Genomic DNA, 25,936 nt, shown 5'->3' on the forward strand with positions numbered 1-25,936 from the left:
AACGCCAGGATCGTTTTGAAACGACCTCTCAGTCTGCGAGGCGGTTCCACCAGCCGAGCCGCGCAGTCCCTGCTCCACGCGGATCGCCCAGCCGGAAGTGGCACGTGGCGCCGAACGCCAGCTCCCACTGCATGGTCTGGGCGAGCGTCAGGCCCAGCCAGTGCGCCGCCAGCATCCGCATCGGGCCGGCGTGGGTCACGACCCACAGGCAGCGCTCCTGGCCATCCTCGCCGGCAGGCAGCGAATCGGCCCATTCCACGACGCGCGCCATGACCTGCGCGGCACTCTCGCCGCCATGTGGGCGCGCCCCCATCAGGTTCGCCGCCCAGTCATCCAGATCCGGGCGCGGGATCGTGTCCCAGTGGCGCCCTTCCCATTCGCCGAAGTCCAGCTCACGCAGCCGGGGCTGTACCTCGCACGCCAGCGATCCGGCCTTGTCCGGTTCGATGCTGTCCAGCCACCGGACCAGTTGCGCGGCGGTCTCGCGCGCACGGGCCGCCGGACTCGTGATGATCCGGTCCGGCCACAAGCCGTGCAGCGTCGACACGATGCGCGCCGGCGCCGGCGAAACCGGCATCGCCAGGGCGAGGTCGAGCATGCCGTAGCAGACATTCGGCGCCACCTCGGGACGCGCGTGCCGGATCAGGACCAGTTCCATGCCGCGGCCACCAGATAGATCGACAATTCCGCAAGCTGTTGGGCCATGCCGAGGCAATCCCCGGTATAGCCGCCCAGCCGCCGCACGAAGTACGCGCCCAGTGCCGCGCGCAGCACGGCCAGCACCAGGACGGCTACGCCCGCGAACGTCGGCGACAGCAGCACGAGCGGCACCACGCCGCACGCCACTACGAACAGCAGCCCCAGACCCGACAGGCGCTGCGCAACCGGCTTGGCCTTGCCCTCGGCCCGCACATATTCGTGCGTGGCCAGGAACGTGATGGCCATGGTCCGGCTGGCGCCATGGGCCGCCACCAGCACGGCCAGCAGCACCACCAGTCCGCCCGCATTGCCTACGGCCAGCAGCAGTTGCCACTTCAGCAGCAGCGCAATGACGATGGCGATCGCCCCGAACGCGCCCACGCGCGAATCGTGCATGATCGCCAGCACGTCCTCGCGCCGGTAGCCTCCGCCGAATGCGTCCACGCAGTCGGCCAGGCCGTCTTCATGAAACGCCCCGGTCAGCAGCAACGTGGCCGCCATGCCCAGCACCACGGCCACCGAGGGCGACCACAACTCCATCGCGCCCGCCGTGATCAGCGCGCCCGCCAGCCCGACCAGCAGGCCGACCAGCGGGAAATACCGCGCCGCTGCATTGAGGTAGTGCGGCTCGAACCCGACCCAGTCCGCCAGGCGCGGCGGCAACGGCACGCGCGTGAAATAGCCGAGGGCCGTCAGGAAGAAGCGGAGCTCGTTGGCCATGGCTGCGCTGCGTTTCAGGCCGATGCGGTGCTGACGCCCGCGCCGCTGAACGTAGCCATCTCGCGCAGGAATGCGGCGGCGGACGCCACCAGCGGCCAGGCCAGCGCGGCGCCGGTGCCCTCGCCCAGGCGCAGGTCCAGCGCCAGCAACGGCTCGGCGCGGAACTCGGCCAGCAACGCGCGGTGGCCGCGCTCGTGCGAGCAATGCGAGAACACGCAGTACTGCAACACGGTCGGGTCGATGCGGGCGGCCACCAGCAGCGCGGCCGATGCGATGAAGCCATCGACCAGGATCACCATGCGGCTGGCGGCGGCGGCCAGGTAGGCGCCGGTCATCGCCGCGATCTCGAAGCCGCCGAACGTGGCCAGTACGTCGAGCGGCGCGGTGACCTCGGCGTGCCGCGCCAGTGCCTGCTCCAGCACCGCGCGCTTGCGGGCCACGCCGGCATCGTCCAGGCCAGTGCCGCGGCCGGTGCATTCGGCCAGCGGCAGGCCGGTCAGCCGGCTCATCACGCAAGCCGCGGCGGAGGTATTGGCAATGCCCATTTCGCCAAAGCCGATGACGTTGGTGCCCTGCTGCGCGTGGCTCAGCACGCGCGCGATGCCGGCCTGGATGGCCGCGCCGGCCTGCTCGCGCGTCATCGCCGGTTCATCGACAAAGTTGCGCGTGCCATTGGCCACGCGGCAATTCACCAGGCCTGGCGCCGCCGGCAGTGGCGCGCGCACGCCGGCGTCCACCACTTCCAGCGCCATGCCGTGCAACCGCGTGAACACGTTGATCGCCGCGCCGCCGCCCAGGAAGTTCAGCACCATCTGGGCGGTGACTTCGGCCGGGAATGCACTGACGCCCGCGTCGGCCACGCCGTGGTCGCCGGCAAACACGATGATGGCCGGACGGGTCAGCTCGGGCTTTGTCTCGCCGCGAATCAGGCCGATCTGCATGGCGAGCGATTCCAGCCGGCCCAGCGAACCGGGCGGTTTGGTCTTGTCGTCGATGGCGGCGTGCAGCACCGGACGCAGCGCTTCATCGAGCGGCGCGATCGGGGGGAGCTGCACGGCGTAATCGGCAAGATGCGCGGCAAGATGCGCCGAAGGCTGCGCAGAAAGGTGCGCGGAGAGATTCTCGGAGAGAGGCGGCATGTTTCGAATCCGGATTGACGATCGCTGACGGTCGGCGTGGTGGCAACGAGTTACATTTCCACGCCGCGCTGGGCCTTGATGCCCTGCTGGAACGCGTGCTTGACCGGGGTCATGTCGGTCACGGTGTCGGCGGCTTCCACCAGCGCGGGCGGCGCGCCGCGACCCGTGATGACCACGTGCTGCATGGGGGGCCGCGCGCGCAGGTCGGCAATCACTTGTTCGACATCGAGGTAGTGCAGCTTCAGCGCGATATTGAGTTCGTCCAGCAGCACCAGGCCGACGGCCGGGTCGCGCAGCAGGCGGCGGGCCACTTCCCATGCGGCCTGCGCCTTCGCGACGTCGCGCGCACGGTCCTGGGTCTCCCACGTGTAGCCCTCGCCCATCACGTGGAATTCGCACTGTTCGGGATACCGGCGCAGGAACATTTCCTCGCCGCTGGGGATGGCGCCCTTGATGAACTGGACCACGCCGGTCTGCATGCCGTGGCCCATCGCGCGCACCACCATGCCGAAGCCGGAACTCGACTTGCCCTTGCCGTTGCCCGTGGTGATGACGATCACGCCGCGCTCGGTTTGCGCGGACGCGATCTTTGCATCGACGACTTCCTTCTTGCGCTCCATGCGCGCCTTGTGGCGGGCATCGCGTCCGGCGTCGTCGGGAGTGGTATCGATATCGCTCATGTCTGGTTTCCATTGGCGTCCGTTGCCGGACGCGAGATGCCATCGGGAATCAGCGCGGTGTGCATGCCGTCGCTGACGCTGACGATGGGCGTGCGCAGCGCCCGGGAGCACTGCGCGGGGGTGAGTACCTGGTGGGCGGGGCCGTGCAATGCGTGGCCATCCTCGGCCATCAGCAACGCGTGCGTGGCGTAGCGGCGCGCCAGGTTGAGATCGTGCAGGATGACCAGCGCGGCGTGGCGGCCAGCGGAGGTCAGCCGCTTCAGCAGTTCCAGGACCAGGATCTGATGGCGCAGGTCCAGGTGGGCCACGGGTTCGTCGAGCAACAGCAGCGGTGCCTGCTGCGCCATCGCCGCCGCCAGCGAGGCGCGCTGGCGCTCGCCGCCCGACAGCGTGAGCACGTCACGCGCGGCGAGCGATTCGAGATCGAGTTCGCGGATGACGTCGCGCACCACGGCGTCATCATCCCCCTTGCCCCAGCCCCAGCCGCTCAGGTGCGGATGGCGGCCGACGCGCACCGCATCGCGCACGATCATCGAGAACGTATCGTGCACGGCCTGTGGAAGATAGGCACGCTGGCGCGCCAGCGCCGCCGGGGCGATGTGCGTGGCGGGGGTCTCGTCGACCCGCACCTCGCCGCCATCGGGTGCGCGCAGACCCGCCAGGACGCCCATCAGCGTGGACTTGCCCACGCCGTTGGGGCCAACCACGCACCAGAGCTGGCCCGCTTCGATCTGCATCGACAGGCCATCGACCAGCACCCGGTTGCCCGCGCGCAGGCGCACGTCGTGCAAGGCCAGGCGGGGGCACGGCGCGAGCGGCTCGAACCAGTGGCTCATCGCGGCCTCCGCAGCAACAAATAGAGAAAGGTGGGAACGCCGAGCAGCGCGGTAATGACCCCCACCGGCAATTGCGCCGGGGCGATCACGGTCCGCGCGATCAGGTCGGCGGCCATCAGCAGCGCGCCGCCCATCAGCACCGACGCCGGCAGCAGCAGGCGCTGGTCGTTGCCCCACGCGAGGCGCACCAGGTGCGGCACCACCAGCCCGACGAAGCCGATCGACCCGGCCGTGGTGATGGCCGCCGCAATCGAAAACGACGCAATCAGGAACGTACCCAGCCGCACGCGGCCGACGCGCACGCCGAGCGATTGCGCCACGGTCTCGCCCAGCAGCATCACGTTGAGCGAGCGCGCCATCGGCATGGACAGCCCGAGCGCCACAACCAGCGTGGCCAGCGCGGCGCCGTAGCTGGCGGTGCCGCCCAGGTCGCCGGTCAGCCAGAACAGCATGCCGCGCAGCCGCGATTCCGGCGCAATTGCCAGGATCAGCGTGATCAGCGCGCCCCAGCCCGCGGCCAGGATCACACCGGTCAGCAGCAGCCGGGCGCCGGCCTCGTGATGACCGCCCTGCACCTGCGGATGTAGCAGGTCACGGCGCGCCAGCGTGGCCACCAGCACCATCGAGAACAATGCCCCGCCGGCCGCGCCCGCCTGCACCATCCACAGTGGCAGCGTCAGCAGCATGGCCAGCAGCGCGCCCGCGGACGCGCCGCCGGAGACGCCCAGCACATAGGGCTCCGCCAGCGGGTTGCGCAGCAGTACTTGCATCAGCGCGCCGGACAACGCCAGCAGGCCGCCGCACGCAAAGGCCGCGGCGGCGCGCGGCAGCCGCAGTTCGCGCACGATGGCGCCGGCGGTGCCGGTATCGGCCCCGGTCAGGGCCTGCCAGAGCTGCGCGGCGTCCAGCGAGACGCTGCCAAGCGCCAGCGACAGGCCAAACACCGCCAGCCCCGCTATCCCGAGGACCAGCCAGACAGCCAGCGCGCGCCGGAACTCAGCCATGGCGCCCCTGCCGCTGCGGCTGGGTGCGTGGCGTCATTTCTGGCGCCATCCCAGCGTGACGAACCCCGCCCGGCCCTGCGTGTTGTACGGGTAGGCGAGCTGGTAGTTCTTGTCGAACAGGTTTTCCACGCGGGCGGCGACGAACCATTGCTTGTCGATGTTGTAGCGGGCGTTGAGGTTGACGATACCGTATCCGCCCAGCGTACGCGACCCGTTGTCCAGGCGCGACGACGACACCAGCCACTCGCCGCCAAAGCGCCAGTTGCCGAAATTCCGGCCGGCATCGAACGACGCGTGGCGCCGAGCGCGGCGCAGCAGTTGCGTATTGTTGGTTTCGTCCACCGGGTTCTGGAACGTCACGCTGGCGCCGAGGTCCGTGCCGAGCACCGTGGCGCGCCACGACGCTTCCACGCCCTGCACCTTGGCCTTGTTGACGTTCTGCGCCAGGAACAGGCCGTTGGCCTGCTGCGTGGAGACGATCAGGTCGTTGTAGCGCGTCTCGAACGCCGTGACGCGCAGCAGGCCGACGCTGGCGGTGTCGACCTGTACGCCCAGCTCGGCGGATTTGGCGCGCTCCGGCTGCAGATTTGGCTGGCCGAAGTTGGGGAAGTAGAGCTCATTGAACGTCGGCGCGCGGAATGCGTTGCTGACGTTGGCAATCAGCTTGACGGCATCGGTCACGTTGAAGCCATAGCCGGCAAAGAAGCTGCCCTGGTTGCCGAAATCCGAATAGTGGTCGTTGCGCGCGTTGAGCTGCAGCTGGTGGCGGCCGATGCGGCCCTCATACCCGCCATAGACCGAGAACACGTTGCGCGATGGCGCGGTGTACGAGCTCGAGTTCAGCTCCTGCTGCAGGTAATCGGTGCCGAACAGCAGCGTATGGTTGGCCGTCAGCGCGTATTCGTTCTGCCAGTTGAACTGGCGCGTCCGCGTGCTGAACAGGCTGTCGAACAGGCCGTTCTTGGTGCCCTCGCTGCGGTCCTCGCTCTGGGCGATCTTGAAATGCGTGGTCCAGTCCGGCAGCAGCTTGCCGTTGACGAAGGCGGAGAGCGTGTAGAGCTCGCTGTCCATACGGAAGTCGTCGGTCGGCTTGCCGCTGGTGCTGTCGTACGACAGCTGGCTGTTGGAGTAGTACGCGGCCACGCCGGCGTCCCAGTCCTTGGTGAACTTGTGCTTCACCTGGCCCGAAACGCTCTTGTTCTCGTAAGGGTTGTCGGCCGGATTCGGGCCGATATTGCGTGCGGCGCGCGTGGGATTGTCAGCATTCCATTGCGCGGCATTGATCGAGGAGAAGCCATCGGTCTTGAACATCGACCCCGTTACGTTGAACGAGGTATCGCCCACCTGGCCGCCGTAGCCCACGGTCCCCTGGCGCGTATTGTTGCTGCCGTATTCGACCTGCGCGTTGGCGGCGGGCGCCTGGCCCACGCCGTTCTTGGTGAAGATCTGCACCACGCCGCCGATGGCGTCCGAGCCATACAGCGCCGACACGTTGCCGCGAACCACCTCGATATGGTCGATCTGGTCCGGCAGGATATTGGCCAGCTGGGCCGTGCCGCCGCTGACTCCGGCAATGCGCACGCCATCGATCAGGATCAGCACCTGGTTGGAGTTGGCCCCGCGCATGAATAGTGTGGTGTTGGCGCCCATGCCGCCGGTGGTGGCGAATTCCACGCCGGCCTGGCCGCGCAGCAGCGAGCGCAGGTCCGGGGCCTGGGAATTGACGATGTCGTCCTGCGTGACCACCGTGGTGTGGGGCAGCGCTTCCGTCACGGATTGCGATGTGCGCGACGCGGTGACGACCACCGGCGCCAGCGACGGCGCCGCGGGCGCGGAGGCGGGTGCGGCCTTGGGATCGGACGTTGACGCGGACGTCGGTGCGGATGTCGATGCGGACGTAGATGCGGGTGCAGCCGGGAGTGCCGGTGAGGATGCCGATGGCGCCTCGGCCGCCGGCACGTCTTGCGCGTGGGCGGCCATGACGGGCATGGCAAAGGCGGCGATGGCCGCCAGGATGGCGGGCACGGACGGACGGACCGACGGCATTGCCGCGACGGTCGACCTGTTGAGCGTTGAACGCATGATGCAGGATGGAAGAGAACGGCCGGGCCCGTTCCCCCGCGGGCCATGTGGCGATGAGGCGAGCCGCGTGGGGCGGTCGCCCGCGTTCAGGCCGGTATCCGGGCTGGCGACATCAGGTCGGCCGCCTTCCCGATGCACCGTGTATGGTGTGGATCAGTGGCGTGTTGGCCGGCCCTGCGAGGGCGCCTCCCGGCTCCATCCGGATTCTTGGGGATGCTGACGTGTGGCGCGTGTTCGCGGTCGCTTACCGTTGCGGGGGCAGCACAGGTTGGCCTGCCCCGACGTGGCGTCGGCGCCTGGCTTCCTGTTTCCCGTTGAACTGCAGCCCTGATCAGGGTCTGCTAGCACCTGGAACGGCGCGAGTGTAGGGAGTTTCAAAGTTCGCGTCAAATGCGGCACGGATGCTGCGGCAATCGCCCCACACGCCGGAAGAACTACGCCATTCGGTGCTGTTCCATGCAACTTCCATGCGACAACGGGGTCAGAACCCGCTCGTTGACGACGTGACCGACCACGCATCGGCTAGAATCCCGAAACCTGACCCACACTCCCACCGGACACGACAGGCACTATGCTCAACGAACTCGAACAACTGGCCGCCAAGATCGGGCGCGTGCTGCATCATGCAGACACCCTGGCGGCGGAAAACCAGCGGCTGCGTGCGGAGATCGACCGCCTGCAGGCCGAAGCGAGCCAGTTGCGCACGGACCGCGAAGCCATGGCGGCCGACCGCGAACTGCTCAATATCAAGATCGAGGAAGCCCAGCTGCGCATCCAGTCGATCCTGGACAAGCTGCCCACGGCCAGCGATGCACGCCAGCTCGACCTGCTGGGCGACAGCGCCACCAGCGCGGCGGCGGAAGGCGCGCACAAGGCCCCAGGAGAACACGCATGAGCAACAAGCAAGTCGAAGTGAACATCGCAGGCCAGCCCTACCGCTTTGCCATTGCGCCGGACAACGAGGCCGCGCTGCTGGAAGCAGTGGCCCTGGTCGACAACCAGATGAACAAGCTGCGTGGCAATGTCTCCGCGAAAGGTGTGGAGCGCGTGGCCGTGATGGCGGCCATCAGCATCGCGTCGGACCTGCTGGCCATGCGCCGCAAGCAGGAGGAAGACGGCGCGATTCCCGTGGACGCGGTACGTGCGCGCATCCGCGAGCTCAACGAACGCGCCGATGAAGCACTGCGCCAGTACGCGCACGTGGGCACGGGTACACGCGCACAAGGTTAAGCAAGGAGAACGCGGGGCCTTGAATTGCGTGGACGCGGCCACATATGACGTCCATGTGAAGCCGATGCCGCGCACCGTATCAGCGTTGTGGAAAATGTAACGACGCGGCAAGTCGAACTTGGTATGCCAGTCGACGCGGTGTATAGTGTAGCCAGACTGCACGGAGCATCGCAGGTGCAGCAAAAAGGTTGGGTTATCGCGCCCGGCCGCCGTTTTCATCCCATCCTAGTTAGAAACGGCAAACGTCTGACATCACTCCCGTCCCGTACGTGGTGTGAACCGAGAGTCAGACGTTTGACAGTTTCCCTGCCTGGTTCGTGAGGGTCATAAACTCCTTGAACCGATATGCATTGCATGGTGCGGGATTATGTCGTGTGGGCGAGCGCGTCGCCGCACTCACAGTCTGGGCCAAGCCTGGACTCCCTGAGTGGGTGATGTACCCAAAATACGACTTCCGCAGCCACTCTGAACCTCACTTGGGTTCAGGATGCCGACCCAGCGGCCGAGGCGGGGACCCCTCAGAAGGCGGTGGTTTTCACGAACCACCGCCTTTTTTATGACCAGCGTTTCATGAACACCGATTCATGAGCGCCGTCGTACTGACCGACTGGTACCGTGACGCCTCCCAACGCCCAACGCGCCCGCCAGTACTGGCTGATGAAGTCCGAACCGGACGAAGCCAGCATCGATGATCTCTCCGAGCGGGGCACGCTGCCCTGGACCGGTGTCCGCAATTACCAGGCGCGCAACTTCATGCGCGACCAGATGCGCATCGGCGACGGCGTGCTGTTCTACCACTCGTCCTGCCCCGAACCCGGCATTGCCGGCATCGCCGAGGTCTGCTCGCAGCCCTACCCCGACCCCACGCAGTTCGACGCCAAGAGCGACTACTACGACAAGGCCTCCAAAAAGGAGGACCCGCGCTGGTCGCTCGTCGACGTACGCTTCGTGAAGAAGAGCGCGCTGATTCCGCTGCCGGCATTGCGCGAACACGAGGCCCTGGCCGACATGGTCGTGCTCCGTCGCGGCAACCGGCTTTCCATCACGCCGGTCACGCCCGCGGAGTGGCGCTACATCACCGAGCGGCTGATGAAGTGACTGGCCGGATATGCATCCTGTCCTGATTCCCGGGCTGCTGGTCCTGGGCGCATTCACCGGCTTCTGCGCCGGCCTGCTGGGCGTGGGCGGCGGCATGCTGATGGTGCCGTTCCTGACGCTGCTCTTCACCGGCATGCAGTTTCCCGACGCCGCCATCGTTCACATGGCCATCGCCACGTCGATGGCTACCATCCTGTTCACGTCGCTGTCTTCCGTGCACGCCCATCACAAGCGCGGCGCGGTACGCTGGCCGATCGTTCTGGCACTGGCGCCGGGCATCCTGCTTGGCGGGCTGATTGGCGGTGGCAAGATCTTCAGTGTGCTCAAGACCGGATGGCTCTCCCTGATGTTCGCGGGATTCGTCGGCGTCTCGGCATTGCAGATGTTGCGCAGCCGGCGGCCGCCCGCGTCACGCCAGTTGCCGGGGCCGGCGGGCATGGTCGGTGCGGGCTCCGTCATCGGCATGGTGTCGAGCCTGGTCGGTGCCGGTGGCGGCTTCATCTCCGTGCCCTTCATGACGTGGTGCAACGTGCCGATTCACAATGCCGTGGCCACGTCCGCGGCACTGGGCTTTCCGATCGCACTGGCCAGCGTCGTCGGCTACGTGTGGGGCGGCTGGAACGAGACGGGCCTGCCGCCCGGGTCGCTCGGCTTCGTCTATCTGCCCGCGCTGGCCGTGATCGCCATCGCCAGCGTGCTGACCGCGCCGCTGGGCGCGCGGGCGGCCCACAGCATGGATATGGGCGTGCTGCGCCGGGTCTTTGCCGCGCTGCTGCTGTGCCTGGCCACCTACATGCTCTGGAAAGCCTGGCAAACCTTCTGATCCGTTGAAACACCCGGATACAGTCGCGAAGTGTCCCATGCGGAACGAAGCGCGGGGCGATGCGTCTGATTGCCATCACTTTGATCGGGAGAACAATATGAAGAAACTGCTTGCTGCCTCGCTGCTCAGCACTACCGCCGCAATGGCATCCGCGCAGACCGTGCCGCCGCCCTCTGGCGTGCTGTCCCTCTCCGCGCAGGCCGCGACCGAGGTCCCTACCGATGTGGTCCACCTCACGCTGGCTGCCGAACAGGAGGGCGCCGAGCCGTTAGCCATTTCGTCGGCACTGTCGGCACGCACGCAGGCCGTGCTGGCGCAGGCCAAGCGCACCGCAGGCGTGGAGGCCCAGTCGGGTGGCTTCACGATCCATCCGAACACCGATCGCAACGGGCGCATCAGCACGTGGCGCGGCCGCTCGGAAATCGTCCTGCAGTCGAAGGATTTTGCCGCCGTGTCCAAGCTGGCGGGTGAACTGGCCAACCAGATGCAGGTGCAAAACGTCGCGTTCTCGCTGTCCCGCGAGGCCCGCCAGGCGGCGGAGACGAAACTGGCCGACCAGGCCGTCGCCGCATTCCGCGACAAGGCGCAGGCCACGACCAGGCTGTTCGGCTATGGCAGCTATTCGATCCGGGAAGTGTCAGTGAACGAATCCGGCGGCATGGTGCCCCCGATGCCGCGCATGTATGCGGCCAAGGCGATGTCCGCCGATGCCGGCGCGCCGATTCCGGTGGAAGGCGGCAAGACCCAGGTGACCGTATCGGTCAATGGGTCGGTTCAGATGCTGAAGTAAGAAGTCGGCGCGCAGACGCGCGCCTTCCGCGAGCCACAACACTCCTCGCTCAGCCGTCATGGCGACCATCGTTGTCATGACGCGCATCCCCGTCCGGCTATCCACGGCCTCTGGCAGTGGAGCCGGCGCGTCCTCTCACCCGCCCCTTGCGGGTACCCCTCGTCGACCCATCCCGACTCTCCATCGGTGCTCGACATCCCCATTGCTCATTGCCCGCACCCCAGCCTGATTACGCGCTTTGTAGAAGCCACGATGCCAACCTGGCAGGTATAAGTGGCCTATGCAAAACAGGACATTCGGCCACCTTGCGACGGCATCCACACGCTTACGGACCCATGCCACCAGCGGTTGCTTGCGCTCATCCGAGGAAATCGTCAGTCATGCTTCGCGTCTCGTCTCAAAGCCCCGTATCCCCTACGGCTCCCCACGCGCGCTGGGCTACTGATATCCGGACGGGGGAAGCCCAACACCTTCGATATCTCGATGCATTGCTGCATGGGGAACCCGTCAGCCGCCGGCTGGAGAATAGTCAGCTTGCCCGCGCCGAGCTCCTGACTGTCTATATGCCGGACTATATCGACAGCCAGACCACGCTCGATCTGGACGACCAGATTGAAATGTTCAACAACGCATCGGCATTCCGGCGATGTCTGTTTGTTGACTGGTATGCCATCAGCGACTACGGCGAAGCCGGATATGTCGGCATCAACCGACTGCTGAGAGACTACCCGGAAGGCACTTTCGATAACGCCGTAGTCGTGCAGCTGACCCGGGCCTTGATGCACCAGATCATGGTGGAAAAAGCGAACAACACCCACCACTGCGACGAAATGCTCTACCGGGGCGAAATCAGGAAACTGGCCGACATGCTGGAGATCGAGGAAGGAACGAATATCACCTTTCACGCCTTTACCAGTGCATCCGGAAGCGATCACGTGGCGCATTCGTTCCGTGCCGAGCTGGAATACCTCAAGCCTGACGAAATCAACGTTCTCTATGAAATAGAGCGCACGACCGTTCTTGCTGGACCCAACATTACCGACTTGCTACGCGACGGTGAGGAGGAAGTCGTGTTCCTGCCATTCTCCCGCTTCACCGTCACCGATGTCGCGTACTCGGAAGCGACCCGATCCATGACGATAGGGCTCAGGACTTGCGACGTGGATATGCATGAGTGGGACCAGCAGCTGGCCTCTCTTTTCTGAGCAGGTTTCGGAGGTCTTTTCAATGCACCCCGCAGCGAACCCCATGCGCCTGCATGGCATTCGCTGCGGGCTATGTGGCAACAGCATTTACAGCGTCGCGAAGTGCTGGCGCAGCACGTTCTTCTGCACCTTGCCCATCGTGTTGCGCGGCAGCTCATCCACCACGTGCACGCGCTTGGGCACCTTGAAGTTGGCGATGCGCCCCTTCAGCGAGCCGATCATGCCGGCCTCGTCGATCTCGGCGCCGGGCTTGCGCACCACCACCGCCACCACCGCCTCGCCGAAATCCGCATGCGGTACGCCGATCACGGCGGACTCCGCCACCCCCGGCATTTCGTCGATGAAGCTCTCGATCTCCTTCGGGTACACGTTGTAGCCGCCAGAGATGATCAGGTCCTTGCTGCGGCCGACGATCGTCAGGTACGTGTCAGGCACTGCGCGCTCGCCAACCTGGCTGACGATGGCGCCGCCAAACCGGCCCACGTCGCCGGTCTTGAACCAGCCATCGGCCGTGAATTCCTCGGCCGTTTTCTCCGGCATGCGCCAGTAGCCCTTGAACACATTCGGGCCCTTGACCTCCACGTTGCCGATGACGCCCGGCGCGCAGGCATGGCCCTCGCCGTCCACCACGCGCACCGAAACGCCCGGCAGCGGCATGCCCACCGTCCCGCCGATGCGTTCGCCCAGCGCCGGCTCGTACGGATTCGACACCAGCATCACTGTCTCGCTCATCCCGTAGCGTTCCAGGATCGTATGGCCGGAGCGCTCACGGAATGCGTCGAACGTCTCCAGCAGCAGCGGCGCGGAACCCGACACGAACAGCCGCATGTTCCGGCAGGTCTCCTTGTCGAAGCGCGGCTCCTGCAGCATGCGCACGTAGTACGTGGGCACGCCCATCATGACCGTGACACGCGGCAGGAACTTGAGGATCTGCGCCATGTCGAGCCGGGGTGCCCAGATCATCTTGGCGCCGGCCAGCAGCGCGCCGTGGGAGGCGACGAACAGGCCGTGCACGTGGAAGATCGGCAGCATGTGCAGCAGCACGTCGTCGCTGCGCCAGCCCCAGTACGCGTGCAGCGTCTGCGCGTTCGATGCCAGGTTGTGGTGCGAGAGCATCGCACCCTTGCTGCGCCCCGTGGTTCCGGAGGTATAGAGGATGGCCGCGAGATCGTCCGCCGCCATGTCGACGGTGCGGAACGTGTCAGGCTGCGCGGCGGCACGCTGCAGCAGCGATCCGGTGCGGTTCTCGTCCAGCGTGAACACGTGGGCGGTGCCGTGGCGGAAGGCCACCTTCGACACCCAGCCAAAATTGTTGCTGCTGCACACCACCACGGCCGGCTCGGCATTGCCGACGAAGTAGTCGATCTCCGCCTCCTGGTACGCCGTGTTCAGCGGCAGGTACACGTAGCCGGCACGGAGCGTGGCCAGGTACAGGAAAAGCGCCTCGGGCGACTTTTCCACCTGCACCGCCACGCGCGCGCCAGCGGGCAGCTTCAGCGCGGTCAGCAGGTTGGCCAGCTTGGCCGTGGCACGGTCCAGGTCGTCCCAGGTGTAGTACAGGCCGTCATGGGTTTCGATGCAGCATGCGGTGCGGTCGTCCGGGAAACGGGATTCGAACAGGGCGAACAGATTGGCGTTCATGGTACGGATCGATGAAATGAAGATGCCGGGATTGCTGGCGGCGCCGGGCGTCGGTTTGCCCGGCCGGCCGCCATCTTACTCCCCGGTGAAATCGGGCGGCCGGTGCGCCAGGAAGGCGGCCACCCCCTCGGCGTGATCGCGGCTGCCGGCGTAGGCAAAGTGCGCGTCAAGCTCGGCCTGCGTGAGCGGTGCGGGGTCGGGCGACAGGCGGCGAATCGTCGCCTTGTTGATGCGGGCCGCGAGCGGCGCGCCAGCGCAGAGCCGTTGCACGGTGGCGGCCACTTCGTCATGCAAGGCAGCCTCCGGCACCACCCGGGTCAGCAGGCCCTTGCGCTCGGCCTCGGCGGCATCGAACACACGGCCTTCCAGCAGGATTTCCAGCGTCACGGCCCGGCCAGCCAGGGCCAGCAGGCCGCGCAATTCGCCGGGTGCCATCGGAAAGCCAAGCCGGTTGATCGGCACGCCAAAGCGGCTGCCGGCTGCAGCGATGCGCAGGTCGCAGTGGCAGGCGATCTCCAGCCCGCCGCCGACGCAGACGCCTTCGATCATCGCCAGCGTGGGATGCGGGCAATTCGCGATGGCCGCCAGCGCGGGCGCGATGATATCCATGTGGTAGCGGCGCAGCGACGCCTCGTCGCCCCGCACCACCGGAAACTCGGCGATGTCGGCGCCAGCGGCAAAGTTGCCGTCAGTCCCGCGCACCACCACGCAGCGCAGCGCACGATCCGCCGCCAGTCCCGCGAATCCGGCGGTCAGCGCCTGCCACATCTCGGCCGAAATCGCGTTGAGCTTGCCGGGATGCGACAGCGTGACCGTGGCCACGGCCCCGTCGCGCGCGAACGTGACAGTGCCGCTCATCAGTCGATCTTGGCGCCCGAGCGCTGCACCACGTCCGCCCAGCGCTTGATTTCGGCGTGCTGGAACTGCGCGAACTGGTCCGGCGTGAAGGCCGGCGTATCCGAACCGTTCTGCAGCCAGATCTGCTTCATCTCGGGACTGTTCAGCGCCTTGGTGGTCTCGGCGTAGAGCTTGTCGACGACTTCCTTCGGCGTGCCCTTCGGCGCCCACAGCGCGTACCACGTGGACACCTCGTAGTTGGGCACCCCTGCCTCCGCCGCCGTCGGCACGTTGGGGAATGCCGCCGATCGCGTCTTGGAGGCCACCGCCAATGCCTTGATGCGGTTCGCGCGAATGTGCTGCGCCGAAGAACCCAGGCCGTCGAACATCATGTCCACCTGCCCGGCGATCAGGTCGGACAGCGCCGGGCCCGCGCCCTTGTAGGGAATGTGGGTGATGAAGGTCTGCGTCTGCAGCTTGAACAGTTCGCCCGCCAGATGATGCGCGGACCCGTTGCCGGCCGAGCCGTAGTTCAGCTTGCCGGGATTCGCCTTGACCAGCGCGATCAGTTCCTTCAGCGTGTTGGCCTGCACCTTGGCCGGGTTGACCACGATCACCTGCGGCGGCTGGGCAATCACGGTGATGGGAACGAAGTCCTTCTCGATGTCGTAGTCGAGCTTCTTGTAGAACGACGGGGCAATCGCGTGGTGCGCGCCGCCGATGAAGATGGTGTAGCCATCGGGGGCCGCCTTGGCGGCCAGGCTCGCGCCGAGCGTGCCGCCCGCGCCGCCTCGGTTGTCGATCACGAACTGCTTGCCGAGCTGCTTGGAAAGCTGTGCCGTCAGCGGACGCGCAAACGCGTCCGTGCCGCCGCCGGCGGGGAATGGCACGATCACGGTGACCGGCTTGCTCGGCCAGGTATCGGCCTGCGCGGCCGGTGCGTACAACGACCCCGCGGCACCGGCTGCCACACCGGCGACCACCCCACACACGCGCGCAAACGCGGTCAGATTGAACTGACGACGATTCATGTACTGTCTCCTCTCTCTACTTGCTGCGGAAAGTCAATCGAAGTACTGCAAACCACCCGACAAAAGTAAAACCCTGCCTGGCGTTATCCGTGCCCGACCCACGGGTCACAGCAGCTTTGCCACCGCTCTGCTGACGCGGGGATTGCCATCGCCAAGGCGTGCCAGATTGTCATCCAGCGCTTCTGGCTCGTAAAGATAATTCACCATCATCCCGCAGGACTGGGCGCGGCCTTTTTTCGACAGATCCGCACCCCAGTTCAGCCGCTCCACGCAGGCGCCATTGCCCAGGTGAAAACGCGCCACCGGGTCGGCCGGCTGGCCCTTTCCGCCCGCGCGCACCAGATAGTGCGCAGCCAGCGTCAGCGCGGTATCGCGCACCACCGGTTCCTCCGCATCGGCCGGCAGCGCGGCCAGCCATGCGGCGCCATCCGCCGGCGCGGCGCCGAGGCGGTCCGCCCAGCGCGACAGCCGCTTGTCACCCAGCACGCGTGCAATCGCTTCGCCATCCTGCTTGCGGAGCCAGTCGGCAAACCCCGGGATCGGTGACAGCGTGGCGAATTGCTTGAGCTTCGGAAACTCGCGCTGGAGCTCTTCAATGACACGCTTCAAGAGGAAATTGCCGAAGCTGACGCCGCGCAGGCCGGCCTGCGTATTGGAGATGGAATAGAAGATGGCCCACTTCACGCGACGCAGGTCTTCCAGCGGCGCGGCTTCGTCGAGCAGCGCATGGACGTTGGCGGCCATCTCGGGAACGAAGGCCACCTCCACGAAGATCAGCGGCTCGCGCGGAATGCGCGGGTGGAAGAATGCGTAGCAGCGGCGATCGGAATCGAGCCGGTTGCGCAGGTCGGTCCACGACGAGATTTCGTGCACGGCCTCGTAGCGAATCAGCTTTTCCAGCAACGATGCCGGCGAATCCCACGTGATCGGCTGCAACTCCAGCAGGCCGACGTCGAACCAGTTGGAGAACAGCGCTTCCAGGTCTTCGTCGAGCACGCGCAGGCCCGGCACGCGCTTGTGCCAGCGCAACATGTCCGCGCGCAACTGGATCAGGAAATGCAGCCCGCAGGCGCTGTTGCCACGCTGGCCGTGCAGCGCGGCGAGCCGCTTGAAGAATCGGATGCGTGCATTGGACAACGCTTGCGATAGCCCGGTCGCCGTGGCCGGCTGCGCTCCGGCCGCATCGCTGCCGGCAGCAACTTCCGCCAGCACGGCGAGCATGGCCTGGCGCACCGGTTCGCCCGCCGCCTCGTATTCGGCCTGCCAGCTTTGCGCGGCGGCGTTGGCGGCACCATCGGTCAGGCGTGCATCGAAACACTGGCGCAACTGTTCGCGCTGGCGCTTGATCGCGCGTGTGGAGAGCGTCTCAGGCGTGCTCGCCTTCGCGGGCTTGCTGGCGTTCGCATCGGCTTCGCCCTTGCGGCTCCACCAGCGTCCAAAGCGGGAGAGCAGTGTATCGCCGGCGGGCTCGGTGGCCTCCAGCGGGGCGCTGACTTTCTGTTCGACGGGATCGAGGGCGCTCATGGGATGTCCTGCGGTCAACGAGTTAAGCGAGGGATGCAAGCAAAGCGATTCAGGCGGATCCGCGGATGCGACGGGTGCGGCAAACCGGCCATCGAGACATGACGGACACGGGGATCAATGGGGCTGGCTCAACCCTCCCCCGCCAGCCGCAGGCGGCTACGGATAGTGGGTGCGTCGTGTACCGCCGCCGGCACCGGCACTGGCGCGGGGTCCGCCTGATCCAGCGCACGCAACGCGCCGCGCTGGCGCAGCACGTGGGTCTTCATCGACACCTCGGCACCTTCCGGGTCATGCGCCTTGAGCGCGGAAAACACCGACATGTGTTCCGCGCACGATTCATGGATGCGTCCCTGGAGCTTCAGGCTCTTGTGCCGCGACAAGCGCAGCACCTTGCGCAGATCACTGACCACGCCGGACAACCAGCGGTTGCCCGCCAGTCGCTGGATCGCCTCGTGAATCTGGTAATTGGTTTCGTAGTAGGCATCGATGTCGCCCGCTTGCGCATAGCGCGCCAGTTCGGCATGCAGCCCTTCCAGCGCGTCCAGATCGGCCTGGGTGACATTGCGGGCAGCCTCATAGGCGCAGCGTCCTTCCAGAAGCGCCATCAGCGGAAATATCTCGTCGAGGTCCTGCTCGGTGAGCGCGTTGACAAAGCAGCCACGCCGGGGCTCCAGCCGCACGAGACCTTCCGCCGCGAGGACCTTGAGCGCCTCGCGCAACGGGGTACGCGATATGCCAAGCGAGGTAGCCAGCGCCACTTCATCGATCCAGGCACCCGGCATCAGCGAGCGGTCATCGATCATGGCCCGCAGCCGGTCCGCCACTTCCAGGTACAACGCCTGCTGGACAATACGCATGAGGGCTCTCCAGACCGGAAGCACTGCGGCCAGGCGGCGATTACGCCGCAATAATTCATAATTATGGAGAACGGTGTCGCCGGATCAAGTGCTTTCGATGCTGCAAAGCGGCAATTGGCGACAAACCTGTGGCGCGCGGGCATCGATCGATGCGCGAACGCAGCGCTTGCCGTGGCAGAAATGATACGAAGGGAATCAACGAGGTGCGGCGGACGGTCCCCTGCCTCCCTGCAGAAGACCGTCCGCGCCTGAAAGAACCGCCATCAGACGTCTCATCGTCGGCCGGCAAGACCGGTCGCACGTGGGTCAGAGTTGACATGCCGGGCACTGGCCCCGCGCCCACCCCCTGTCAAAAGCGTCCGGCTGGCGGACGCGGGATTTCCCGCTGGCTATCTCTTTTCCGTTATCGGTAGCGCCCCATGCATCGCCCGTGCATGTCCTGCCCCCGGCGCTCCCGCTGGCTGGCTTTGCCTGGCCCGCCTGTTCTTGTAACAGACTTAAAAGCGAGGACCGTGCCAGACCCGGCAAGTCATTGATTCCATTAAGGGGGATGATCCGAGACTTGTTACAAGATGGCAGCGATGTAACAGGATGTTTCTCCGTCGTTACGACCTCGGCTACGCTACCGATCGCAGCGAATGCCGTCCATGCCCGGTCCAGGGCCCGCTTTGTGATTCTTTGCCGCCACAGCGATGCGACAATGTGTGGCGCGAAGCACTAACGCGCCGCTCCAAACGGTTGCAAAAACGAAACAAGGGCAAGCCATGCCCGAATCAGGGAGAGGTCAATCATGCAATGGGATTCGCACAACGGCGTCACCATGGGCGGCGGCACACCCGTGGAGGACATTCCGCAGCGTTCGCTTCAGCTGTCCTTCACCGGATCAGGCTCCGAGTTCTTCCGGATCTGGATCGTCAACACGCTGCTGTCGATCGTGACGCTGGGCATTTACTCGGCGTGGGCAAAGGTCCGCACGCTGCAGTACTTCTACCGCAATACAAGCCTGGACGGCGCCACGTTCGACTATCACGGCCGCCCGATGGCGATTCTCAAGGGCCGCGCCATTGTCTTCGTGCTGGCCGGGCTATTCCAGTTCAGCGGCATCGTGTCGCCGCTGCTGACGCTCGCGCTGGTCCTGGTATTCGCGGGTGTGTTCCCGTTCCTGCTGTTGCGCTCGCTGCGTTTCCGCATGGCCAATTCGAGCTATCGCGGCCTGCGGTTCGCCTTCGCCGGCAACGATGCGGAGGCCTACAAGGTCTTTCTGCTCTGGCCCATCCTGACGGCCCTGTCGCTGTATGCCCTGGCCCCGCTGGCGCATCAGCGCTTCAAGCGCTATCAGCACAACAACACCCGTTTCGGCACCGCACCGTTTGCCTTTGACGCCACCGCCGGCGACTTCTATGGCACGTATCTGCGCACGGGAATGGTGATGGCCGCGTTCATGCTGGCGTCCGCCGTTGCAGGCGTCGCGCTTGGCGCTGCGGCCGGCCAGCCCGGGACGGTCGTGGCGGTGATCCTCGGCATGATGACGATCGGCACCTCGCTCGGCTTCCTGATGATTCGCCCGTACTTCACCGCACGCCTGCAGAACCTGGTCTGGAACCACACCACGCTGGCCCCGCACCGCTTCCGCAGCGAGGTCCGTGCGCGCCGCCTGCTCTTCATCTCGCTGACCAACCTGATTGGCATCGTGCTGACGCTCGGCCTGTTCCTGCCGTTCGCGCGTGTCCGGGCCACGCGCTATCGCGTGGAGTCGATGACGATGCTGGCGGCTGGCCCGCTCGACGCCTTTGTCGCCGGAGAAGCCGAACAGGTCGGCGCGCTCGGCGATGCGGCGGTCGACTGGTACGACATCGACATCGCTCTCTGAGCGTCAACGAAGGATCGCCATGGTCGCCGCCCAGTATTTCGACACGCGCTCTTCGCGCGCCCACCCGGTGGTGCTGATCGTGACCGGCGGCCAGGCCATCCTCCATGACGCCGATGGCGAAGAGTTGCGGCGCACGCCGCTGGCCTCGCTGCGCGTCTCCGAACGCAACAAGCGCGCGCCGCGGCTGGTGACGTTCGACGATGGCGCGTACTGTGAGATTGCCGACCACGCCACCTTCGAGGCCATGCTGGCGGCGACCGGCCATCGCGAAGGCTGGGTGTCCCGCGCGCAGAACAGCTGGCGGCTGGCGGGTGCGTCCGCACTCGGGCTGGTCGTCGTCATCGTCCTTTCCTACGACTACCTGCTGCCCTGGACGGCGTCGTGGCTGGCCGATGCGGTGCCGGCTTCGATCGAGGCGCAACTGGGCCGCGCCACGCTCGACAGTCTGGATCATGGCCTCGTCGCGCCCACCGCGCTGCCTGCCGCCGAGCAGCAGCGCATCCGCGAAGGTTTTGCCGCGCTGCGCCGTCCGGACGATCCCGGCCATGACTATCAGATCCTCTTTCGCAAAGGCGGGCGGATCGGCCCCAATGCCCTGGCACTCCCCGGCGGCACGATCGTCGTGACCGACGAACTCGTGCGGCTGATCGGCACGGATACGGGAATGCTGGGCGTGCTCGCCCACGAGGCCGGCCACGTGGCGCAGCGCCACGGCCTGCAGCAGGTCATCCAGGGTTCGGCCGTGGGTGCGCTGGCGGCCTACATGTTTGGCGATTTCTCATCGATGCTGGCCACGGTCCCCGCCGCGCTGCTGACGATGCGCTACTCGCGCGATCACGAGCGCGAGGCCGACGCCTACGCGGTCGACGTGATGCGGCAGAACCGGTTGCCGATATCGGCATTTGCCGATGTGTTGCAGAAGCTGGAAGACGCGCACGAACGGCGCGCCGGAAATGGCAAGGAAAATCAGCGGGCCGGACGGGACCAGAAGGAGACGGAGGGGGACGACGCCTCCGGCTTCTTCTCGACCCACCCGCTCACGCGCGAGCGGATCGACGCCATACGCAACGCCGGCCAGTAGGCGATCACGCTCAATGGGCCGGCGAGGACATCAGCGCGCGGCCCCTGCGGCTGCGCCTGCCTGACGGCGATAGGCCCACACCATCAACAGCACGCCGATCAGGATCATCGGCAGGCTGAGCCACTGCCCCATCGAGAAGTTCAGCGCCAGCAGCCCGAGGAACGTGTCAGGCTCGCGCGCGAACTCGGCCAGGAAGCGGAAACCACCGTAGCCGATCAGGAACGCCCCCGACACGGCACCCATCGGCCGCGGCTTGCGGGCGAACAGCCACAGGATGATGAACAGCGCGACGCCTTCCCCCGCGAACTGGTAGAGCTGCGACGGGTGGCGGGGAATGTTGTCGCCAGCCTGCGGGAAGATCATCCCCCACGGGAGGTCGGTCGGGCGGCCCCAGAGTTCGCCGTTGATGAAGTTGCCGATCCGTCCCGCGGCCAGGCCGCACGGAATCATTGGCGCGATGAAATCGGTGACTTCCATCCAATGCCGGCGCCGCACCTTGGAGAACACCCACATCGCGACGAGCACGCCGAGGAAGCCGCCATGGAATGCCATGCCGCCTTCCCAGACCTTGAAGATCTCCAGCGGATGCGTGAGGTAGTAGCTCGGCTTGTAGAACAGCACATAGCCAAGCCGGCCGCCCAGGATGACCCCGAGCACACCGTAGAACAGCATGTCGTCCAGGTCCCGCGTGACCCAGCCGCGCGCCGCGATATGCGGCTGGCGGATGCGCAGGCGGCCGAACCACAGGAACATGATGAAGCCGGCCAGGTACATGAGGCCGTACCAGCGGATGGCCAGCGGCCCCAGATGGATGGCGACCGGGTCGAATTGCGGATGAACGAGCATGGCTGTCGTGAAAGTGGCTGGATGTTGTGGTTGGCGGCGCGGACGGTCCGGCTATGACGTTATGCCAGCATCGTGCGTCAACCCGATGGCGGTGGCGAGCCCCGTGGCAATGTCGATGAAGGACCTCAGCACGGGTGCCACGCCGGCCGCGCCTTCGCGCCAGACCAGCCCCGTTTCGATCTCCGGCCCGGCATCGCGCAGCGCCAGGTAGGACACCCCCGTCCGCCGCAGATTGCACAGCGACGCGGGCACCAGTGCCACGCCCATGCCAGCCGAGACCAGGCTGACGATCGTCTGCATCTGGATCGCCTCCTGGGCAATCACGGGCACCAGGCCGTCGCGCGCGTAGTAGCCCGTAATGATGTCATAAAACGCCGGCGCACTTCGCCGCGGGAAGATGATCAGCGGCTCGTGCGCGGCCTCGCGCAGGGACACGGCCTGCAGCGTCGTTGCGTCCGCGTCGCGCCCGGCGGGCCGCCAGCCGTCGGGCACGGCCAGCACCAGAGGCTCGCGCACCAGTGGCAGGTAGGAGAGCCCGTGCGGCATCGTCGGCAATTGCGGGCGAATGACCAGGCCCGCGTCGATGGTTCCATCGATCAGCGCCTCCAGCTGGACATCGCTCGTGGCTTCGCGCAATTGCAGCTGGACCTCCGGGTGACGTGCGCGGAAATGCCGCAGCAGTTCGGGCAGGATCCCGTAGTCGGCAGTGCTGACGAACGCCAGCGCCAGCGACCCGATTTCCCCCCGGGCCAGCCGCTGGGCGAGTCCTGGCAACGCGGCGGCATCGGCCAGTACGCGGCGCACCTCGGGCAGCCACTGCTGGCCGGCTGGCGTGAGCATCACGGAGCGCCGCGTGCGGGCGAACAGCTGGACGCCGATTTCCTCCTCCAGCGCCTGGATCTGCTGCGACAGCGGTGGCTGTGTCATGGCCAGCCGGCGCGCGGCGCGGCCGAAATGCAACTCCTCCGCCACCGTGACGAAGTACCGCAGCTGACGCAAGTCCACACGGGCTCCTGATATGTTTTTCGACTCAATGAAGGTCAAATAATATATTTGACACCACAAAACGCAAGCGGCATTCTCTTGCCCACAACACGGCGGGCGCGCGCCTCGACTGGCCGCTGCGCCCCGGAATCCCCCCGGAGAGACCCCATCATGGCTTTCAACAAACGTTCCAAAAACATCACACAGGGCGTCGCGCGCTCCCCCAACCGGTCGATGTACTACGCGCTCGGCTATGAGAAGGAAGACTTCGACAAGCCGATGGTCGGCATCGCCAACGGCCATTCCACGATCACCCCCTGCAACGCCGGCCTGCAACGCCTGGCCGACGCCGCCGTGGACGCCGTGAAGACCTCCGGCGCCAACCCGCAGATCTTCGGCACGCCGACGATTTCGGACGGCATGTCGATGGGCACCGAGGGCATGAAGTACTCGCTGATCTCGCGCGAGGTGATCGCCGACTGCATCGAGACCGCGGCCCAGGGCCAGTGGATGGACGGCGTGGTCGTCATCGGCGGCTGCGACAAGAACATGCCAGGCGGCATGATCGCGCTGGCCCGCACCAACGTGCCGGGCATCTACGTGTACGGCGGCACCATCAAGCCGGGCAAGTGGAAGGGCCAGGACCTGACCATCGTGTCGTCGTTCGAGGCCGTGGGCGAATTCACCGCCGGCCGCATGACCCAGGAAGACTTCGAAGGCGTGGAAAAGAACGCCTGCCCGTCCACGGGTTCGTGCGGCGGCATGTACACCGCCAACACGATGAGCTCGTCGTTCGAGGCGCTGGGCATGTCGCTGCTGTACTCGTCGACGATGGCCAATCCGGACCAGGAAAAGGTCGACAGCGCCGCCGAGTCCGCCCGCGTGCTGGTCGAAGCCATCAAGAAGGACATCAAGCCGCGCGACATCATCACCCGCAAGTCGATCGAGAACGCCGTGACGCTGATCATGGCGACCGGCGGCTCGACCAACGCCGTGCTGCACTACCTGGCCATCGCCCATTCGGCTGAAGTGGAATGGACCATCGACGATTTCGAGCGCATCCGTCTGCGCGTGCCGGTGATCTGCAACCTGAAGCCGTCGGGCCAGTACGTGGCCACCGACCTGCACCGCGCGGGCGGCATCCCGCAAGTGATGAAGATCCTGCTGCGCGCCGGCCTGCTGCATGGCGACTGCCTCACCATCACCGGCCGCACGCTGGCCGAGGAACTGGAACACGTGCCCGACCAGCCCCGCGCTGACCAGGACGTGATCCTGCCGATCGACAAGGCTCTCTACGCCAAGGGTCACCTGGCCATCCTGAAGGGCAACCTGGCCGAGGAAGGCGCGGTGGCCAAGATCACCGGCCTGAAGAACCCGGTCATCACCGGCCCGGCCCGCGTGTTCGAGGACGAGCAGAGCGCGATGGATGCGATCCTGGCCGACAAGATCCAGGCCGGCGACATCCTGGTGCTGCGTTACCTGGGGCCGAAGGGTGGCCCGGGCATGCCGGAAATGCTGGCGCCGACGTCGGCCATCATCGGCAAGGGCCTGGGCGAATCCGTGGGCTTCATCACCGACGGCCGCTTCTCGGGCGGCACCTGGGGCATGGTGGTTGGCCACGTGGCGCCGGAAGCGTTCGTGGGCGGCACGATCGCACTGGTGAAGGAAGGCGATTCCATCACCATCGACGCACACAAGCTGCTGTTGCAACTGAACGTGCCGGACGAGGAACTGGCCAAGCGCCGCACGGCCTGGAAGCAGCCGGCACCGCGCTACACGCGTGGCGTGCTGGCAAAGTTCTCGAAGCTGGCATCGACGGCCAGCAAGGGCGCCGTGACGGACTGATGCCGGACTGATCGTCCGACTGATTGCCGGAAGCGCTGAAAACAAGAAAGGCCTGCGAAGCGATTTCGCAGGCCTTTTTTCGTGGCGTCGTACGGACAAGGCACTCAGGCCTCAGGGCCGGGCCCCCTTCAGAGCCCGCCCGGATCCCGCTCGATCTCTTCCAGCGTGGCGTCCAGCCACTCCACCAGCCGCGCCTCCAGCGCCTGCGTCAGTTCGGTGGCAAGTTGCGCCGTCAGCGGTGCCAGGCGCGATTGCAGCGTGGCCTCCGTGTGGGCTTCGACCACCTGCGGCCATTCGGTGCGGAACCGCATCATCACGCGCGTCAGCAATTCCGTGCGCACCGCGCGCAGGTCATCTTCGCCCGGCAGGAAGGGCGCCGGGTCAATGATCGCGGCATGCGCCTCGGGCGCGGCGGCGTCCTCGATCGGCGCCAATTCCGTGTCTCCCACCGCCGTCACCAGGCCCGACTCGGGCATGTCGGCGGTATCGATAACCGTCGCCTGCTGCCGGTGCGCCGGGTGCGATGCGGTTTGAGGGGTCGAAGCTGGCGCCACGGCGGGCGCCTCGAATACGGCATCGGGCAGCTCGATGACTTCCGTGAGCAGCGGCACGCTGTCGTTCGGGCCCAGCCGCGGAATCACCCGCGAGGTCGTGCGTTCGCTCATGCGGACTCTCCTTTGGCGGACTGGCCAATGTCATGGTGCGTGAGCGGATATCCCCGCTCACGATAGAAACGATAACGCTCGCGCCCGGCATCGCGGGCCTCCGCGCTGATGCCGACCACCTCGATCAGGCGCTCGAAGCTGGCGAACTGCGCGGGCGCCTGCTCCGCCAGGTTCACCAGCAACTGGTGATGCGGTACGCCATCGAGCGTGGCGGCCAGGATGATCGGCGTCACGGCCGCGTGCGGACTGTCCAGCCCGCAGTGCGGCAGGAAGTCCAGCGGCGAAAACGACCACAGCCGCGCGTCCAGTTGCGACAGCTGCTGCGGCGTACCGTGCACGACCACCTTCTGGCCGGCGCCATACGCCTTGCGGACCAGCCGGCAGACATAGGCCAGCGTGTCCGGCACGTTGCTGTGGAAGTCGATGCGAGTCATCCCGGCTACCTGCTC

Annotated in this window: 25 protein-coding genes, 1 other RNA gene and 1 riboswitch; of the genes, 10 read left to right on the plus strand and 16 right to left on the minus strand. The window is 66.3% G+C overall.

Annotation, left to right across the window (positions count from 1 at the left end; all coding sequences use genetic code 11):
* Positions 1–28: 28 nt before the first annotated feature.
* From cobC to BLR29_RS05145, 7 genes are all read right to left on the minus strand, one after another.
* A complete protein-coding gene (gene cobC, locus BLR29_RS05115; protein WP_092135056.1) occupies positions 29–658 on the minus strand; it encodes an alpha-ribazole phosphatase family protein in 630 nt (209 codons plus the stop codon).
* Positions 643–1,419, minus strand: coding sequence for an adenosylcobinamide-GDP ribazoletransferase (locus BLR29_RS05120; RefSeq protein WP_092135058.1), 777 nt, complete (start codon positions 1,417–1,419; stop codon positions 643–645). The genes cobC and BLR29_RS05120 overlap by 16 nt, the downstream gene beginning before the upstream one ends.
* A gap of 14 nt (positions 1,420–1,433) precedes the next feature.
* On the minus strand, positions 1,434–2,474 hold the full coding sequence (gene cobT / locus BLR29_RS05125; RefSeq protein WP_255371119.1) for a nicotinate-nucleotide--dimethylbenzimidazole phosphoribosyltransferase: 1,041 nt from the start codon (positions 2,472–2,474) through the stop codon (positions 1,434–1,436).
* Between the two features lie 134 nt (positions 2,475–2,608).
* Entirely contained in the window at positions 2,609–3,238 is a 630-nt protein-coding gene (gene cobO / locus BLR29_RS05130) for a cob(I)yrinic acid a,c-diamide adenosyltransferase (RefSeq protein ID WP_092135061.1), read from the minus strand.
* Positions 3,235–4,074: an ABC transporter ATP-binding protein gene (locus BLR29_RS05135; protein ID WP_092135063.1), complete on the minus strand. Its 840-nt coding sequence runs from the start codon at positions 4,072–4,074 to the stop codon at positions 3,235–3,237. The genes cobO and BLR29_RS05135 overlap by 4 nt, the downstream gene beginning before the upstream one ends.
* Complete coding sequence (locus BLR29_RS05140; protein ID WP_092135064.1) at positions 4,071–5,078, minus strand: FecCD family ABC transporter permease; 1,008 nt, start codon at positions 5,076–5,078, stop codon at positions 4,071–4,073. Before BLR29_RS05140 ends, BLR29_RS05135 begins: the two co-directional genes overlap by 4 nt.
* Before the next feature lie 33 nt (positions 5,079–5,111).
* Positions 5,112–7,160, minus strand: coding sequence for a TonB-dependent receptor domain-containing protein (locus tag BLR29_RS05145; protein WP_092135066.1), 2,049 nt, complete (start codon positions 7,158–7,160; stop codon positions 5,112–5,114).
* 71 nt (positions 7,161–7,231) lie between these two features.
* A riboswitch (cobalamin riboswitch) is annotated at positions 7,232–7,527 on the minus strand.
* 204 nt (positions 7,528–7,731) lie between these two features.
* Between BLR29_RS05145 and BLR29_RS05150 the strand changes: the two genes are divergently transcribed.
* From BLR29_RS05150 to BLR29_RS05180, 7 genes are all read left to right on the plus strand, one after another.
* Positions 7,732–8,055, plus strand: a complete 324-nt coding sequence (locus tag BLR29_RS05150) for a hypothetical protein (RefSeq protein ID WP_092135067.1) — start codon at positions 7,732–7,734, stop codon at positions 8,053–8,055.
* Positions 8,052–8,390, plus strand: coding sequence for a cell division protein ZapA (locus BLR29_RS05155; RefSeq protein ID WP_092135069.1), 339 nt, complete (start codon positions 8,052–8,054; stop codon positions 8,388–8,390). Before BLR29_RS05150 ends, BLR29_RS05155 begins: the two co-directional genes overlap by 4 nt.
* A gap of 300 nt (positions 8,391–8,690) precedes the next feature.
* Positions 8,691–8,908, plus strand: a non-coding RNA gene (ssrS, locus tag BLR29_RS05160) — 6S RNA.
* A 139-nt stretch (positions 8,909–9,047) separates the two neighbouring features.
* On the plus strand, positions 9,048–9,488 hold the full coding sequence (locus BLR29_RS05165; RefSeq protein WP_092135485.1) for an EVE domain-containing protein: 441 nt from the start codon (positions 9,048–9,050) through the stop codon (positions 9,486–9,488).
* Between the two features lie 10 nt (positions 9,489–9,498).
* On the plus strand, positions 9,499–10,311 hold the full coding sequence (locus tag BLR29_RS05170; RefSeq protein ID WP_092135071.1) for a sulfite exporter TauE/SafE family protein: 813 nt from the start codon (positions 9,499–9,501) through the stop codon (positions 10,309–10,311).
* A 97-nt stretch (positions 10,312–10,408) separates the two neighbouring features.
* Positions 10,409–11,101, plus strand: coding sequence for an SIMPL domain-containing protein (locus tag BLR29_RS05175; RefSeq protein ID WP_092135072.1), 693 nt, complete (start codon positions 10,409–10,411; stop codon positions 11,099–11,101).
* Positions 11,102–11,481: 380 nt separating this feature from the next.
* Positions 11,482–12,306, plus strand: a complete 825-nt coding sequence (locus BLR29_RS05180; protein WP_092135074.1) for a hypothetical protein — start codon at positions 11,482–11,484, stop codon at positions 12,304–12,306.
* An 87-nt stretch (positions 12,307–12,393) separates the two neighbouring features.
* On the opposite strand, the gene BLR29_RS05185 is transcribed toward BLR29_RS05180, so the two are convergent.
* The 5 genes from BLR29_RS05185 to BLR29_RS05205 form a co-directional block, all read right to left on the minus strand.
* Entirely contained in the window at positions 12,394–13,947 is a 1,554-nt protein-coding gene (locus BLR29_RS05185) for a malonate--CoA ligase (RefSeq protein ID WP_092135075.1), read from the minus strand.
* Positions 13,948–14,022: 75 nt separating this feature from the next.
* The gene (locus tag BLR29_RS05190; protein WP_092135077.1) at positions 14,023–14,805 is read right to left on the minus strand and encodes an enoyl-CoA hydratase/isomerase family protein; all 783 of its coding nucleotides are present in this window, start codon (positions 14,803–14,805) and stop codon (positions 14,023–14,025) included.
* A complete protein-coding gene (locus BLR29_RS05195) occupies positions 14,805–15,815 on the minus strand; it encodes a Bug family tripartite tricarboxylate transporter substrate binding protein (RefSeq protein WP_092135079.1) in 1,011 nt (336 codons plus the stop codon). The genes BLR29_RS05190 and BLR29_RS05195 overlap by 1 nt, the downstream gene beginning before the upstream one ends.
* A gap of 105 nt (positions 15,816–15,920) precedes the next feature.
* Positions 15,921–17,339: a malonyl-CoA decarboxylase domain-containing protein gene (locus tag BLR29_RS05200; protein WP_092135080.1), complete on the minus strand. Its 1,419-nt coding sequence runs from the start codon at positions 17,337–17,339 to the stop codon at positions 15,921–15,923.
* A 128-nt stretch (positions 17,340–17,467) separates the two neighbouring features.
* Positions 17,468–18,196, minus strand: coding sequence for a GntR family transcriptional regulator (locus BLR29_RS05205; RefSeq protein ID WP_092135082.1), 729 nt, complete (start codon positions 18,194–18,196; stop codon positions 17,468–17,470).
* A gap of 820 nt (positions 18,197–19,016) precedes the next feature.
* On the opposite strand from BLR29_RS05205, the gene BLR29_RS05210 reads away from it, so the two are divergent.
* Complete coding sequence (locus BLR29_RS05210; protein ID WP_092135486.1) at positions 19,017–20,066, plus strand: YjgN family protein; 1,050 nt, start codon at positions 19,017–19,019, stop codon at positions 20,064–20,066.
* A gap of 19 nt (positions 20,067–20,085) precedes the next feature.
* Complete coding sequence (locus BLR29_RS05215) at positions 20,086–21,147, plus strand: M48 family metallopeptidase (RefSeq protein ID WP_092135084.1); 1,062 nt, start codon at positions 20,086–20,088, stop codon at positions 21,145–21,147.
* A gap of 30 nt (positions 21,148–21,177) precedes the next feature.
* On the opposite strand, the gene lgt is transcribed toward BLR29_RS05215, so the two are convergent.
* Positions 21,178–21,993 (minus strand): prolipoprotein diacylglyceryl transferase, encoded by an 816-nt coding sequence (gene lgt, locus BLR29_RS05220; RefSeq protein ID WP_092135085.1) that lies wholly within the window; start codon positions 21,991–21,993, stop codon positions 21,178–21,180.
* Between the two features lie 51 nt (positions 21,994–22,044).
* On the minus strand, positions 22,045–22,998 hold the full coding sequence (locus BLR29_RS05225; RefSeq protein WP_092135087.1) for a LysR family transcriptional regulator: 954 nt from the start codon (positions 22,996–22,998) through the stop codon (positions 22,045–22,047).
* Positions 22,999–23,148: 150 nt separating this feature from the next.
* Here BLR29_RS05225 and ilvD point away from each other — a divergent pair, with 150 nt between their 5' ends.
* The gene (gene ilvD / locus BLR29_RS05230; protein ID WP_092135088.1) at positions 23,149–24,822 is read left to right on the plus strand and encodes a dihydroxy-acid dehydratase; all 1,674 of its coding nucleotides are present in this window, start codon (positions 23,149–23,151) and stop codon (positions 24,820–24,822) included.
* 128 nt (positions 24,823–24,950) lie between these two features.
* Here the strand turns inward: ilvD and BLR29_RS05235 are convergent, their stop codons facing one another.
* Positions 24,951–25,487, minus strand: a complete 537-nt coding sequence (locus BLR29_RS05235; protein ID WP_092135090.1) for a hypothetical protein — start codon at positions 25,485–25,487, stop codon at positions 24,951–24,953.
* A complete protein-coding gene (locus BLR29_RS05240) occupies positions 25,484–25,921 on the minus strand; it encodes a DNA polymerase III subunit chi (protein WP_092135091.1) in 438 nt (145 codons plus the stop codon). The genes BLR29_RS05235 and BLR29_RS05240 overlap by 4 nt, the downstream gene beginning before the upstream one ends.
* Between the last annotated feature and the right edge of the window lie 15 nt (positions 25,922–25,936).

The sequence above is a fragment of the Cupriavidus sp. YR651 genome (assembly GCF_900101625.1).
Taxonomy (GTDB): domain Bacteria; phylum Pseudomonadota; class Gammaproteobacteria; order Burkholderiales; family Burkholderiaceae; genus Cupriavidus.

Bases quoted from the DNA above. Each gene is read 5' to 3' on its own strand.
- BLR29_RS05145 (WP_092135066.1), bottom strand. From the start codon at position 7,160: ATGCGTTCAACGCTCAACAGGTCGACCGTCGCGGCAATGCCGTCGGTC.
- BLR29_RS05190 (WP_092135077.1), bottom strand. From the start codon at position 14,805: ATGAGCGGCACTGTCACGTTCGCGCGCGACGGGGCCGTGGCCACGGTC.
- BLR29_RS05135 (WP_092135063.1), bottom strand. From the start codon at position 4,074: ATGAGCCACTGGTTCGAGCCGCTCGCGCCGTGCCCCCGCCTGGCCTTG.
- BLR29_RS05240 (WP_092135091.1), bottom strand. From the start codon at position 25,921: ATGACTCGCATCGACTTCCACAGCAACGTGCCGGACACGCTGGCCTAT.
- BLR29_RS05150 (WP_092135067.1), top strand. From the start codon at position 7,732: ATGCTCAACGAACTCGAACAACTGGCCGCCAAGATCGGGCGCGTGCTG.
- BLR29_RS05195 (WP_092135079.1), bottom strand. From the start codon at position 15,815: ATGAATCGTCGTCAGTTCAATCTGACCGCGTTTGCGCGCGTGTGTGGG.
- BLR29_RS05140 (WP_092135064.1), bottom strand. From the start codon at position 5,078: ATGGCTGAGTTCCGGCGCGCGCTGGCTGTCTGGCTGGTCCTCGGGATA.
- BLR29_RS05215 (WP_092135084.1), top strand. From the start codon at position 20,086: ATGGTCGCCGCCCAGTATTTCGACACGCGCTCTTCGCGCGCCCACCCG.
- BLR29_RS05175 (WP_092135072.1), top strand. From the start codon at position 10,409: ATGAAGAAACTGCTTGCTGCCTCGCTGCTCAGCACTACCGCCGCAATG.
- BLR29_RS05155 (WP_092135069.1), top strand. From the start codon at position 8,052: ATGAGCAACAAGCAAGTCGAAGTGAACATCGCAGGCCAGCCCTACCGC.
- BLR29_RS05205 (WP_092135082.1), bottom strand. From the start codon at position 18,196: ATGCGTATTGTCCAGCAGGCGTTGTACCTGGAAGTGGCGGACCGGCTG.
- cobC (WP_092135056.1), bottom strand. From the start codon at position 658: ATGGAACTGGTCCTGATCCGGCACGCGCGTCCCGAGGTGGCGCCGAAT.
- BLR29_RS05210 (WP_092135486.1), top strand. From the start codon at position 19,017: ATGGGCGGCGGCACACCCGTGGAGGACATTCCGCAGCGTTCGCTTCAG.
- BLR29_RS05170 (WP_092135071.1), top strand. From the start codon at position 9,499: ATGCATCCTGTCCTGATTCCCGGGCTGCTGGTCCTGGGCGCATTCACC.
- cobO (WP_092135061.1), bottom strand. From the start codon at position 3,238: ATGAGCGATATCGATACCACTCCCGACGACGCCGGACGCGATGCCCGC.
- BLR29_RS05165 (WP_092135485.1), top strand. From the start codon at position 9,048: ATGAAGTCCGAACCGGACGAAGCCAGCATCGATGATCTCTCCGAGCGG.
- BLR29_RS05120 (WP_092135058.1), bottom strand. From the start codon at position 1,419: ATGGCCAACGAGCTCCGCTTCTTCCTGACGGCCCTCGGCTATTTCACG.
- BLR29_RS05185 (WP_092135075.1), bottom strand. From the start codon at position 13,947: ATGAACGCCAATCTGTTCGCCCTGTTCGAATCCCGTTTCCCGGACGAC.
- ilvD (WP_092135088.1), top strand. From the start codon at position 23,149: ATGGCTTTCAACAAACGTTCCAAAAACATCACACAGGGCGTCGCGCGC.
- BLR29_RS05180 (WP_092135074.1), top strand. From the start codon at position 11,482: ATGCTTCGCGTCTCGTCTCAAAGCCCCGTATCCCCTACGGCTCCCCAC.
- lgt (WP_092135085.1), bottom strand. From the start codon at position 21,993: ATGCTCGTTCATCCGCAATTCGACCCGGTCGCCATCCATCTGGGGCCG.
- BLR29_RS05200 (WP_092135080.1), bottom strand. From the start codon at position 17,339: ATGAGCGCCCTCGATCCCGTCGAACAGAAAGTCAGCGCCCCGCTGGAG.
- BLR29_RS05235 (WP_092135090.1), bottom strand. From the start codon at position 25,487: ATGAGCGAACGCACGACCTCGCGGGTGATTCCGCGGCTGGGCCCGAAC.